Origin of the sequence: Lysinibacillus fusiformis (assembly GCF_002845985.1) — a bacterium.
Taxonomy (GTDB): domain Bacteria; phylum Bacillota; class Bacilli; order Bacillales_A; family Planococcaceae; genus Lysinibacillus; species Lysinibacillus fusiformis_D.
In genome coordinates, this window is the sequence record NZ_PDFK01000001.1 from 1 (window position 1) to 13,140 (window position 13,140).

Annotated in this window: 13 protein-coding genes; 7 read left to right on the plus strand and 6 right to left on the minus strand. The window is 38.9% G+C overall.

Annotated elements, in window-relative coordinates:
- Positions 1-134: 134 nt before the first annotated feature.
- Both CRI88_RS00165 and CRI88_RS00170 read right to left on the minus strand, forming a co-directional pair.
- Positions 135-944, minus strand: coding sequence for a sulfurtransferase (locus CRI88_RS00165; RefSeq protein ID WP_036118276.1), 810 nt, complete (start codon positions 942-944; stop codon positions 135-137).
- Positions 945-954: 10 nt separating this feature from the next.
- The gene (locus CRI88_RS00170; protein ID WP_089933146.1) at positions 955-4,566 is read right to left on the minus strand and encodes a dynamin family protein; all 3,612 of its coding nucleotides are present in this window, start codon (positions 4,564-4,566) and stop codon (positions 955-957) included.
- A gap of 401 nt (positions 4,567-4,967) precedes the next feature.
- Here CRI88_RS00170 and CRI88_RS00175 point away from each other — a divergent pair, with 401 nt between their 5' ends.
- The 6 genes from CRI88_RS00175 (at position 4,968) to CRI88_RS00200 (ending at position 9,140) form a co-directional block, all read left to right on the plus strand.
- Positions 4,968-5,252 carry a DUF4183 domain-containing protein gene (locus CRI88_RS00175; RefSeq protein WP_230593753.1) on the plus strand — a complete coding sequence of 95 codons (285 nt, stop codon included), beginning with the start codon at positions 4,968-4,970 and terminating at the stop codon, positions 5,250-5,252.
- A 24-nt stretch (positions 5,253-5,276) separates the two neighbouring features.
- Positions 5,277-5,597 carry a DUF4183 domain-containing protein gene (locus CRI88_RS00180; protein WP_036118284.1) on the plus strand — a complete coding sequence of 107 codons (321 nt, stop codon included), beginning with the start codon at positions 5,277-5,279 and terminating at the stop codon, positions 5,595-5,597.
- 634 nt (positions 5,598-6,231) lie between these two features.
- Entirely contained in the window at positions 6,232-6,852 is a 621-nt protein-coding gene (ytaF, locus tag CRI88_RS00185; protein WP_036118287.1) for a sporulation membrane protein YtaF, read from the plus strand.
- A gap of 99 nt (positions 6,853-6,951) precedes the next feature.
- A complete protein-coding gene (locus tag CRI88_RS00190; protein WP_036118291.1) occupies positions 6,952-7,599 on the plus strand; it encodes a helix-turn-helix domain-containing protein in 648 nt (215 codons plus the stop codon).
- A gap of 19 nt (positions 7,600-7,618) precedes the next feature.
- Positions 7,619-8,578 carry an LCP family protein gene (locus CRI88_RS00195; RefSeq protein WP_036118294.1) on the plus strand — a complete coding sequence of 320 codons (960 nt, stop codon included), beginning with the start codon at positions 7,619-7,621 and terminating at the stop codon, positions 8,576-8,578.
- Between the two features lie 7 nt (positions 8,579-8,585).
- Positions 8,586-9,140: a phosphatase PAP2 family protein gene (locus CRI88_RS00200; RefSeq protein WP_058845111.1), complete on the plus strand. Its 555-nt coding sequence runs from the start codon at positions 8,586-8,588 to the stop codon at positions 9,138-9,140.
- 159 nt (positions 9,141-9,299) lie between these two features.
- On the opposite strand, the gene CRI88_RS00205 is transcribed toward CRI88_RS00200, so the two are convergent.
- From CRI88_RS00205 to pcp, 4 genes are read right to left on the minus strand one after another with little or no spacing between them, the layout of a single operon-like run.
- A complete protein-coding gene (locus tag CRI88_RS00205) occupies positions 9,300-10,031 on the minus strand; it encodes a 5-oxoprolinase subunit PxpA (RefSeq protein WP_036118299.1) in 732 nt (243 codons plus the stop codon).
- Positions 10,022-10,894 carry a 5-oxoprolinase subunit C family protein gene (locus CRI88_RS00210; RefSeq protein ID WP_058845110.1) on the minus strand — a complete coding sequence of 291 codons (873 nt, stop codon included), beginning with the start codon at positions 10,892-10,894 and terminating at the stop codon, positions 10,022-10,024. Before CRI88_RS00210 ends, CRI88_RS00205 begins: the two co-directional genes overlap by 10 nt.
- A gap of 3 nt (positions 10,895-10,897) precedes the next feature.
- Positions 10,898-11,593 carry a 5-oxoprolinase subunit PxpB gene (gene pxpB, locus CRI88_RS00215; protein ID WP_101966304.1) on the minus strand — a complete coding sequence of 232 codons (696 nt, stop codon included), beginning with the start codon at positions 11,591-11,593 and terminating at the stop codon, positions 10,898-10,900.
- Positions 11,577-12,191 (minus strand): pyroglutamyl-peptidase I, encoded by a 615-nt coding sequence (gene pcp, locus CRI88_RS00220; protein ID WP_058845108.1) that lies wholly within the window; start codon positions 12,189-12,191, stop codon positions 11,577-11,579. The genes pxpB and pcp overlap by 17 nt, the downstream gene beginning before the upstream one ends.
- 418 nt (positions 12,192-12,609) lie before the next feature.
- Between pcp and CRI88_RS00225 the strand changes: the two genes are divergently transcribed.
- Positions 12,610-13,068: a chemotaxis protein CheX gene (locus tag CRI88_RS00225; RefSeq protein WP_036118321.1), complete on the plus strand. Its 459-nt coding sequence runs from the start codon at positions 12,610-12,612 to the stop codon at positions 13,066-13,068.
- The last annotated feature ends 72 nt before the right edge of the window (positions 13,069-13,140 follow it).

Below are 13,140 nucleotides of genomic sequence, written 5' to 3' on the forward strand. Positions count from 1 at the left end.
TGAATTTGGTAGTATATTACCAAATGTTAAAAATAAAATAGGAAGAAAAATGACAAAAACCATCGAGAGTGAACTTCTCGATGGGCTTTTGTCTACAGTCTGAAACGCCCACCGAAGTGAGCGTTTCAATTTAATTATTCATTTGTGCCTTTTTCCACATCATACGCGGTAATCCAATCACTGAAGCTGCCTACATATAATTGGATGTTTTCATAGCCTTCATCTGCTAGCACTGCATATAACGGTGAGGCTGTCACGCCGCTACCACAGTAGACGACAATCTGCTCATCAGGCGTAACTTTTTGGCGTAATGCGTCGTTCGCTTTTAATTGGCCGTCTGTCTTTAATTGCTCCCAGTCAAAGTTTTTTGCGGTTGGAATATGGCCTGCTACCTTATCCAGTGGTTCCATTTCGCCACGATAACGTTCAGCTGCACGTGCATCGAGCAAGGTTGCTTGTACTTCGCCGTCTACTATTGCCTTTACCGCTTGGCGTGGCGCATATAGTTCATCCTTCCAATCAAATTCTATGATCGTTGGGGGATATTTTATAATATCCTTGGTGAACGGAATTTTTGCCTCTAGCGCAGGGGCACCGCCATTGACAATCACTACATTTGGGAAACCAGCGTATGTCAGCATCCACCAGGCGCGCGGAGCGAACGGGGCTGCTCCCTGGTCGTAGACAACAATTTGATCTTCATAGCGTAAACCTAATTCTTGAAATACGGAAGTCAACTTTTCTTTGCTCGGCATCGGGTGACGGCCGTCCTTACTGTCCATATCGGATAACTGTTGTTCTAAATCAATATAAATAGCACCAGTTGCATGTCCTTCTTCAAATGCTTTTTTTCCAGCTTCTTTGTCCTGAAGATCGAAGCGAGCATCGATAAAACGGACGCCATCAAACTGTATTTCATCCACTGATTTGAATACTCTTCCCATATAAATCACCTCATGCGTATTGTAATTGTGCGTAAATTGCTTTCCAAGAAGCTAAACGGCTCTCTTCTTGTAAGGCAAGTCTTTCTGTCTCAATTTGTTCAAGCGCTTGATGATAAATATATAAACGTAATTTTTCGGCTTCCTCTGCAATAAACGTAATGGCCCATGTCATAAGAAAAACTTTCTGTGCATCTAAATAATCTTGTGCATCTGGTTTTGTTACAGCTTCCAGCGCCTCGCTCAACTTTATTTTTTCATTCTTCTCAAAGAAAGCTTTTTGATTGCGGAAGTGAGATTTTACGCTAGTATATTTTGAAATATCTGTGAATGGCCCTTCAAAATCCAGTAAATTTGGCTCTGAAGATTCAAAGGTTAGGAACGAGAAGCTTCTATTCAACTCTTTCAGCTCACGCACCTCATCTTTGAAGCGTTGTTGCATTTTCTTGCCTATGAACTGTGATAAACGGAAGTTTGTGACACGCATTTCTTGTGTAAAATCAAAACGCAAGCTTTGCATCACTTCCTTCAGTGCATGCTCCAATGCTTGCTGTGCTGGCATCGCAGCAAATGTCGAAGGATTATAACCTTCCTTAAAGAACTCAGGATAACGATAATAGACACGTTGGAGAACATAATACAGGAGCTCATCAAGCTCTTGCTTTGTTTCACTCTCTAGCATGCTTGTATTGAGCACGCTGAACTTCGATTGGATATGTTGTTCAAGTGTTGTTAATTCCTCTAAACGCTCATCTTTACGTTTTAAGTTTTCCTCCGTTTGTGCGATTAAATCGGCTAAACGTTGCTCTGTTTTATCGACTTCTTCTGCAAGAGCCTGTACTGCTAAGGCACTTAATTCATCATTTAAGAATGTATGGAAGTCGCTTTCGAATGGTGGCATGCCAGATGTTAAATCGGCACCTTCTACTTTTTCTTTTAATGCTAAAAGACTCGATACCCCATACAGTCGTGGGAAACGAATGCCAAAACGTTGTAACTCTGAACGAACATAGCCTTTTACGTCTTCCTGTTCTTCTTCTGTTGTTGCTAAATCAATGGCATTTACAATAAAGAACATTTTATCAAGTTCAAATGCATCCTTGACACGACCAAGCTGAATTAAAAACTCACGGTCAGCTTTAGCAAAGGCATGGTTATAGTACGTAATAAATAGGATAGCATCAGCATTGCGAATATATTCAAAGGCTACACCTGTATGACGAGCATTAATCGAGTCCGCTCCTGGTGTGTCAACAAGTGTCACACCCATGCGTGTCAATGGGCTATCGTAATAGAAATCAATATTATCAACAAAGCATGATTTGTTTTCTTGCGCCACAAATTTTTCAAATTCTTCACGGCCTACACGAATGATCGTACCAAGCTCAGATTTAAATGTTGGATAGCCTTCCTTATAAGCACGAATAAATGACTTATGAACATTTAAACGTTCATCCGTTAACTGAACGGCAAGCCCTTCATCAGCACGATTATAGGCTTCCTCCAACGAAGCTACAGACAAGCCAATTGCCGCATACGAGCCTTGAATATCCTCTAGCATTTGCTCCGTTGTTTTAAGCTGTACATCGGCCGTTTCATGTGGATGCTCTGGTGTTACTGGACGAATTTTATTGATGGCTGCTGTTGTTGGGTTTGGTGATACAGGTAACACCTTTGCACCCATTAATGCATTGGAGAAGGATGATTTCCCTGCACTAAATGCGCCAAACAAAGCAATCGTAAAATCTTTTTTCTGTAAACGTTCCACTTTATTTTCAAGGTAATGGGCAACTTCTGCAAAGCCTTGAACCTCTTTGACTGCATTGGCTGTATGCAGTGCGCGATTAATCACACCATCGATTGGAAGAGTCGTTGCACTGATGGCTTGCTGCGTTTCCTCTTGTTCGATGACCTGCTCTTTTGGCTTCAGCATGGACTCATCAAACAAACGAATATCGGCTAAATCTTGCTTAAATGACTGTGCCCAATTGACTAGCTGCTGATTCGCAACTTTACGGATTTCATTGCTCGCTTGATGCATAATGCTTGCACTATATTGCTGATAGCCTTCGATTTCAAGCACTGCCTTAATTGCATCCACTTTGTCTTGCATACCCGCCATTTTTAATTTTGATGGTGCAGCCGTTTCTGTTGCCACAGCTTCAAGCGTTGTTGCTTGCGCATTTTTCCAGCTATCTGTTTCCTGAATAAAGTAGCGCTTCGTTGCCTCCGCGACACGGTTGGCGAAGTTTAACACAGCATCACCTGTTAACAGGGCACCCGTTTGAACTTGCTGCTCAATCAATGAAAAAGGTAAGTCAAATACATAGGCATCAATGGCGGAAGCACGCTCTTCATTTAATGCACCTACATCTTTTAATGCTTTTTTCATAAGTCCTTTTAAATGCCCAGTAATTTGTGCATGAACGACGTTCTGATAGGCACTATATGCATCCTCCTTACGACGGTTACGCTCTTCCTCTGTTTTTTTCTTCGCTGTAAAGAGTCCCCCTACTTTAAAGCCCTCCTGCACACTTTCTAAATAAAGGCGGAGGCGATCACGTACATCAGCTGGCATGATGGCTGCATTGGCTAGTAGTTCCTTCCGTTGCTCCTCAAATGTTTCATTCCATGCCTCTACTGAGAATAATTCAACTTGACGATTTAATTTATTGTATTGCTCCAAAATATCTTGATGGTGTGCCCAGTCGTCCGCACTTAAAATTTCTTCATCAATAGTTAAACGATCCTGTCTTTCTTCCATTAAATAATGGTCATGCTCACTTTGCAGTAAACGCAATGTATTCGTTGCCGTTTGTACAAGCTGCTCCTGCCAATCATTCATACTGTCCATCACGATGTTCTTTACGACCTCAAAATCATTATGTGGATGTTCAGGCTCTCTCAATGATGTGAAAAATACACCCTTCGGCACAACGCCCCATGCGGCAAAGGATTGATGAACCGTTGCTTTAAAGTCTTCAAAGCTCAATTCATTATCTTTATGCTTATCAATCATATTGACAATTAAATAAACGTTTGGATTGTATTTCATTAATTGCTTTGTAAATTGGAAATTCAGTTCCGACTGCACATGGTTATAATCCATTGTATAAAATACGATATCTGCAATATGGAGCGCCGATTCCGTTGACATACGGTGTGCATCATCTGTGGAGTCTACTCCCGGCGTATCCATGACAGTAACGCCTAGTGGTAGTGTAGAGGCACTGTGCCCAATTTCGATTTGTGACACTAAATCCCCATTCTTACTAAGCTCTTTTACTGTTTTAAAATCATAGCCTGCCTCAAATTTCACAGGCTTTTCATTGTGCATATAGACAATTGCAAAATCTTCCTCTGATTTATGCACTTTTACGATATTCGCACTTGTTGGAATTGGACTAGATGCCAGTAAGTTTTCACCAGACAGCGCATTAATCATACTCGACTTCCCAGCAGAGAAATGACCCGCAAAGCCAATCACATACTCTTTTTGCTGAATTTTTCGAGCAAAAAGAGAGGTTTTATCCATGCGTTCTGTATCACCATTATGCTGATAGATTATGTATTGCAAAGAAGCTTGCTTTAATAGCTCCTCCAATTGTTGTTCAAAATCTTTCATGAAACCAGTTACCCCTTTTTCGTTAATTATTCATAATTAGTATTCTACCTTATTCAACTAGCAAAGTATAACACTAATTTACGGTAAAAAGCATGTATGCCAACGTTTCTATCCTAATAAGTCCCATCATAAAATCTTGATGATCCGAAATAATCTTCCTCAAATGATAGATGGTCAACTAGTTCTCTTGCTATTTTCTTCATATTTTATAGTAAATGTATTCGGGGCAAAGGTTATTTTTTAAGAATGGAGTGTGATCGCACATGCTGAATCCTAAGTCTCATCGAATCATAGAAAAAAGTTGTCCGTGTCACTGTGAGGATCGATTTTTCTGGCCCCGTATCAAAGCAACAAACGGCACGCCCATCGTCCCTCCTCCTATCGTTCCAGAGGGCACTATTTTGCCGATTATCCACCGCTATTTTTATATCGTCACAGCCGATCTTGATCTAACAAATGGGGTCACGCTGCCAGCGACTCTCTTCTGGAATGATAATGCTGACAATATTACAGAGTTTACCCTCTTCTCGCCAAACGGTTACGTCAATCTTTATATTAATGCGGTGATGCAAGAAGGTGGCATTTACACCATAACACCAGCCGCCTTAACAATCGTACCCTACAATGCCACTTTGTATAGAGGCACACCCATTATCATTGAATCGCTTGGCTTTATGACAAATTAATATCCAAGAAAGGAGGTGAATCATATGGCACTTTCCATTATTAATATTCATGTCAATGTCACAGGTACATCTACACGATTTTTTAACGTTTTAGCTGCACCTCTTGCCATTACAGATGGTACTACAGTCGCTGCTACAACGTTTTTAGATGATAGCGGTACAGCGGCAACTGCATTTCCAGTAGTTACAAACGGCTACTATAATTTATATATCAATGGCGTTCTACAGGAGGGTGATGCTTATACAGTTTCTGCAACTGAAGTTACATTCAACACTGTTACAGCATCACTTTCTGCTGGTACACCAATTGTGCTTGAAGCAGTTGAATTAGTCACAACTACCTAACCTAACTAATATAGATGCCCTAAACTCTCTTAGGGCATCTATTTTACAATTGTAGTAGCTCTCTGAACCTTACAATAGTCTAGCTCATGACGCCTATTTCCATGAATACATAGAGTTTAAGCAGCCACTTTTATTTTTTAGATTGCACAGACAGGCTTCACCATGAAATAAAGACCCTAAAGGGCGTAAATCGGTGGTACTTTCCATTATCAATAGTCATGTTAATGTAACAGGTACTTCTGCTCTGTCCATTGATTCACAGAAATCTAAGTCACTTGAAGAAAAAATTTACAGGCAATAGACTTCAAACCAATACTTCTAACAAAATGAAAACTGTTCGGAAAATTGTACAAGGCAGTAGTCTGGATTCCCCTGTTAAAATAAGTAAAAAAATAATGAAAACCGAAAGCTCCGATTCTTTGTCTATTAGGCTTGGATTGGGTCTTTTTTTATTCCAAAATCGAAGGACACTTAATTAATACATTGTAAGTACATGAAACAAAACAATGGTGCTCCATAATGGACGAGTTTTTTTAAGTGGCATAACCGTTGCTTTTTTGTCAACAATTTTAGGAAAACAGGCACCAATTGTCAACATAAATAATATGATATAAAAAAATAAGGGGTGTAAGCTGTGACTTGGTTAATCATTTTAGCTTTTACGCTTTCATCAAGTATAGATAATTTAGGCGTAGGGCTCTCTTACGGGATTCGAAAGATACATGTTAGTTTTGGGAAAAATTTATTAATAGCAATTATATGCTTTGTTATGAGTATGGGAGGCATTACGTTTGGGGTTTGGCTCTCGACTATTCTTCCAGGTATGCTTCCTGTAATCTTTGGAGCCTTATTGTTATTTATCATTGGAATTCGCATCATTCTTTTAGCTAAACCACGTAAAAATGAACCTTCAAAAGAGGCGTTACAGCCCAAAAATGGGCAAAGTATTTTTAAAAACCCTGAGGAAGCTGATTTTAATAAGTCTGATGAAATCGGCTGGGGAGAATCTATACTTCTTGGTATTGCATTATCAGCAAATGCACTTACAAATGGTGTGGGCGCTGGCCTACTCGGACTTTCACCTGTTGTCATTTCGTTAACAGCTGCAATCGGGAGCTTTATTACTGTTTGGGCAGGAGTCAAATTAGGAAGTAAGGTCGCTGATGTTCAGGTTAGTTCATTTACTATAGGGCAATTTGGCACAGTAATTAGTGGTTTGTTGATGTTACTGCTTGCTTTTGCAGCATTTTATTAATATTATGTTGACATTTTGTCAACACAATATTACACTTCTGTACAACGGTAATTTTCCATTAGACAATCATTAAGGAACTAACAGAAGGGAGAATCGAATATGGCAGAAAATAGAGAAAGTACTACTCTAGGTTTATTGTTGAAAGAATTACTAAAAGAACGCTCATTATCCATGCGGAAGTTTAGTGAACTTACAGGGGTCGATACAGCTACGATTTCACGGATTATCAATAATAAACGAAAGGCAACACCTCAACATTTAGAAAAATTCGCTGAATGTCTTGGTATTCCTTTCATTAATCTTGTTGAAGCTGCAGGGTATCCTATCGAACAGAGACATGAAGAGTCTCAATCAGATATTCATACTTCTGTTGATGCAATACAGACTTTTCTTAAGGCTTCTAATGTTTATGACAATCAATTTTCAGTGCAAGATGTTGAAAAAAAATTAGACGATTATGGATTATTTGCTCAAACAGAAGAAGGAAAAAATACAATTCATAAGAGTTTTAACGAAAAGATTCAGAGTGTAGGTAGCGTTGGACCATTTATTAGCAAGTTGAAAGAGTTATATGAAAAATTTACAACAAATAAGGGTACACTATTTGAATTAACAATAATTGGAAGTACATTATTGTATTTTATTATTCCAGTGGATGTCATTCCGGATTATCTATTTCCTATTGGTTATTTGGACGATGCAATAGCTGTACAACTTACTGCAAAAGGTTTGTTAAAAAATAACTGATAGGTGGATTAATTAATTTATGAAACATAGTAAAACGAGCCGTAGATGGCTAAGAAATTCGTTTTTAGCATTTGCATTAATCATCTCAATAGGGATTGTTTATTGGATATATCAGTACAATAGTGGATTGGCTATGGCAGAAGACGATATCAATAAAGAAGATGAAGAGACTTTTGAGCCTTTCAAAGGTGTAGACCCGCAATTTGGTGAGATTAATGTGCTATTGATAGGCAGTGACTCTAGAGGAGACGAAGGTAGATCTGATGCTTTAATGATTGCACACTATAATCAAACTACGAATAATGTAAAAATCGTTTCGATTATGAGAGATACGTATGTTGACATCCCAGATTACGGGATGAATAAAATAAACGCTGCATTTGCTTTTGGAGGCCCAGAACTTGTAAGGAAATCAATTAAGCAGAATTTTGATATTGATGTCAATTACTACGCTATCGTTGATTTTGAAGGATTCCCCAAAATTGTGGATCTTCTAGCACCAAATGGGATTGAAGTTGATATCCCTTATGAAATGTCATATGGAATTGGTATGACATTATTTCCTGGAGAACAAACTTTACACGGTGACCAGTTATTAGCTTATGTACGATTCCGCCACGATCGTTTAAGTGATTTCGGGCGAGTTGAACGCCAACAGGAAGTTATGACAAAGGTCAAAGAACAAATTAGCTTTCAAAGTTTAATAAATTTACCAAAAATACTTGGTGTTGCTGAGGCATATATCGATACTAATATTGACAATAAAACCATTCTTGCAATTGGGAAAGGTTTAATAGATGGGAAATCTAATGGTGTGGATACTTTACGAATTCCTGTCGCCAGTTCTTTTGACAACAAACATGTAAATGTAGGCGCAGTGCTAGATATTGATTTGGAAAAGAACAAAAGTGCATTAGAAGAGTTTTTATCATCAGAGGACAATGTACAAGTGACTAAATTAGAAGGAGTTTCATCTTAGAGAGAATATGAATATAGATTATCAACTTTTCAAACTACTAAACCAGTTTGCAGGAAAATATCCGATTTTAGATCAACTTGTCCTCTTGTTTTCAAAGTATGGGCCCATTCTATTTGGACTGGTATTTATATGGCTATGGTTTTCAAAATCCCAAAATCAGCAGGAAAATAGAAAAATAGTATTATATGCATTAACGATTGTTATTCTTACACTTGGTATAGATAAAATTATAGAAATGGCGTATTTTCGACCTCGCCCATTTGTCAATCATAGCGTAACATTATTACTCGAAAAATCAACTCTGGATCCTTCATTTCCAAGTAATCATGCTGCTGGTTCATTTGCCCTGGCATTCGCTTTGTTTTGGAAACGAAGAAAAATGGGCACTGTACTCATCCTGCTGGCCTGCTTAATGGCCATTTCAAGAATTTTTATCGGTGTGCACTACTTTCTAGATGTGTTAGCAGGCGCATGTATTGGATTAGGGGTAACTTACATAGTTATGTTACTAGGTCGTCTTTTTGAATCTACCTTGCTACGCAAGAAAATATATGCAAAGTAAGAGGTCTTTAGATTTAAAAAGTTCGCAATGGATGCGAACTTTTATATGCCCCAACCATCATTGCATAAAAAAAACTCGCTGCAATTATTGTGTTTGAAGCTGCAAACTATCTAAATAAAATGGATGCCCTAAACTCTCCTTAGGGCATCCATTTTACTATTATAGTTGCTGTCTGAGCGCGGCAATTTTTTTTGCATAGTCTAGCGCACGGGGGCCATCTCCATGAATACATAGAGTTTGAGCAGCGACTTTTATTTTTTTAGATTGCACAGACAAGACTTCATTGGCCGTTAAAATACCTTTTACATGTATCAGCATTTCTTGCTCTGTTTGTATTAAGGCATTAGGCTCCTGTCTATCCACTAAAGTGCCATCATCGTTATAACGTCGATCCGAAAAAACTTCCTCATATACTTGAAGCCCCTTGCCTCTTGCAATCTCTACGATTTGGCTACCAGATAAACAATATAAAATAAGCTGTGGATTAAGATCATAGACTGCATCGACGACAGCTGACGCTTTTTCCCGATCATTTACGCATTGATTATAGAGTGCGCCATGTGGCTTAATATGATGGAGCATGCCTTTTTCAATTTGAACGAAGGCTTGTAATGCGCCAATCTGATAGACCATCATATCATAAATTTCTGCTGCGCTAAATGCCATGTTTCGACGACCAAAGCCCTCTCGATCAGGATAGCCTGGATGTGCACCAATATGAACATTTTTACGAATGGCACTGCGAACAGTTTGATGCATCAACGTATGATGCCCTGCATGATAGCCGCATGCTATATTAATGGATGTGACATAGTCCAATATTTCTTCCTCTTTTCCTGTTAGAAAAGCATCATCATATTCAGCTAAATCACAGTTAATATCTATTGGCATCCTCTTACCTCCAGTGCAAATCGTATCGTGTTAAACATACGCATTTGAGCTACTTTATGTAAATCGTCTTCATGTACCGTCGCAATAATAGGATAACCCCCTACCGTTTGGGCATCGGCCATTAAAATGATAGGATGACCGCTTGGCGGCACTTGAATGGTGCCGAACTGGGTCGCCTCTGACAAAATATCTTGCATTTCTTGCAGCTGTAAAACAGTTCCCTTTACGTAATAGCCCATGCGATTACCACCAATAAATTGAAAAGCATTTTGTAAAAAATGGCGTTGACTCTCTTCCCTAAATAAATGAAAATGAGGGCCTTTCAGTACTCTAACTGAAATAGCACGATCAAAAGTTGGACGATATGGCGCATAAAGACCTCGATTATAATGGAATGGCGCTGAGTCTTGCCCATACAAAATGCTACCTTTTGTGATGTTTGTTCCTAGTTGACCAAGTGACAGGTTTGAGCGACTACCAAGCTTAACTTGTGAAGTAAACCCGCCAAGAGGTGTCAAATAAACAATCGCGCCTTGATTCACATGTTTAATCACCAACCGATCGCCATTCATTAAGTGGAAAGTTTTCCACATCTCTATCGGTGTATTATTGACCAAGCATGTACAATGTCCACCTGTTAATACATAGACTCCATCTGCCAATGCCTCAAATTCAAAGCCACCCACAAACATTTCAAAGGATGTTTGGTCATGAGGATTTTCTAAGATTAGCTGTGCTGCTTGAAACGATACTTTGTCCATCGGTCCAGATAACGGAATACCAAATGCCCGATAGCCAAATCTACCTTGGTCCTGTAGGCTACCATAGACACCTTGTTTGGTGACGAGCAGAAGTGGCTTCAATCGCTACACTCCTTTGCTTTTCATTTCCCAAAACTGTTGTTTAGTTATTTCATAAAATTGAACTTCATCGCCAAGAGCCAATAAAAATGGCTCTTGGCGATCAACATTAAATAAATCTAGAGGAGTTTTCCCGATAATATTCCAGCCACCTGTTGACTCAACAGGGTAGATGCCTGTTTGCCTACCGCCTATACCAACAGAACTAGCTGAAACAGTAGCTCGTGGCTTCTTTAAGCGTGGTACACACAACTTAGTATCTAATTCACCTAAATAAGGAAAACCTGGTAAAAAGCCCATAACATAAACATAATAGCTTTTCGATAAGTGTAATGTTTTAAAGTCTTCAAATGATAAACCTGTATAGTTCATGACTCGCTGCTTATCTAAGGCAAATTCCTCATCATAGCAAATGGGTATTCTTAAAATTTTCTTCGTTCCTTCTGCCATTGCTGTGAGAGTTTGCATCTCTAGCCAATCCCCTCTCAATGAACCAACATCTAGAGGCTGTTTGACATAGGCTGTAACAGTATGATAGCTTGCAACACTTTCGACGAGATTATGCTGTAACTGCTGTTTCAGAAACCGATTAAATGCTTGGACTGCCTGAAAGTTGGCGTGGGAGATTTCCTCCTTGAATGCAAAGCGAATAGTATGTTGGCTAATCCACATCGCATGAGGAAATTCAATGATTGGTTGCACGTATGCTCTCCTCAATACAAAGCTTTACCGCAGCTATTAAATCTCGGATATGCCAGCCAGGAATTTTGCCATGTTGGATGGCCAGGTCAAATGATGCTGGAATATGAATAAAGCCAGCACGAACCCCTTCGTGTTGCTGTGCATAAACAAGTCCTTCATACATAATATTATTGCATAAGTACGTACCTGCAGTATTTGAAATTTCTGCTGGATACCCCGCTGCCTGTAAGCGATTCACCATATTGCGAATCGGTAAATTCGTTAAATAAGCATCCGCTCCATCCTTATCAATGCTTTCATCGACCGGCGTGTAGCCATTATTATCAGGCTCGCCATCTTTCACATTAATGGCAATGCGCTCTGGCGTTATTTTAAAACGCCCTCCTGCTAATCCTAAAGAAATAATAATTTGTGGCTTTACTTCCTCTATATACTGCTTTAATTGTTCCGCCGATTGCTGAAAATCTACAGAAAGAATTCGTCCAACAATGCGATAGTCTCCTATTGTTTCTCCATCTAAATTTTCGACAATTTGCATCGTTGGATTTATTTTATAATGAAGGAATGGCTCAAACCCTGTTACTAATAGTTTTGTCATGTTAGTCACCTGATTTCTTTATGTATAACCCTAAAGGATTGGCTTTATTTTACAACAATTTTCTGAAAAAATAAATATTTCTCTTCATTTGGGCAAGTAAAAAGAGTATGAAGCGCTGATGCTCCATACTCTTTTGGCTGTAATTATTTCAAATGTGCAGTCGCCTGTTTCATGACGTATTTCCCAACACCAATATAGATCACTACAGCTGCTCCAATCAATACGAATGTCATTGCTAACCGCTCCTTTTCATATAAATTATGTATTTTTTTATTAGGCTTTCAGACCATCTCATTGAATTTGAAAATCATTCTCATTATTATATTATAAATTTCACGTTAATTCGTCAAGACATACTTTCATCTTACCCTTTTTACATGGTAAGATGTAGAAAAGTCGGAAAAAGGATGCGGTAATGATGAGTAATTCGAAGTACTTTCAAACTATTTTAAACGGGACTATTCACGCTTTAAAATCCATTCTTCCTATGGATATAGAAGTAAAGTCGCCTAGTATTATTTCTGAACCCTTTCAACAGCAGCAAATGGGCGTATTAATTGGTTTAATTGGAGATGTAAAGGGTCGCGTTATCATTGATTCATCCCCCGATGTGTTTAGCGGGATTGGGAGTACCATGTTCGGTATGCCACTGGAGGGAGAAATGCTAGAATCCTTTACTGGAGAATTTGGTAACATGATTGCAGGAAATTTATGTACAACTGTTGGGCAAGAAAGCTTAGAAATTGATATCACTCCTCCAACCGTGATGGTGGGCAATACAAAGTTATACGGCTTTGAAAAAGCATTTGTTCTCCCAGTTTCGGTTCCAAGCATTGGTGCATTAACAGTTCTATTAACCATCGAGGAAGAAGGATAAAAAACTAGAATGGATCATTGTATGCAAAAGCCTACAGCCTTCATGTATAGGTAGAAAAAACGGGAAGGAATG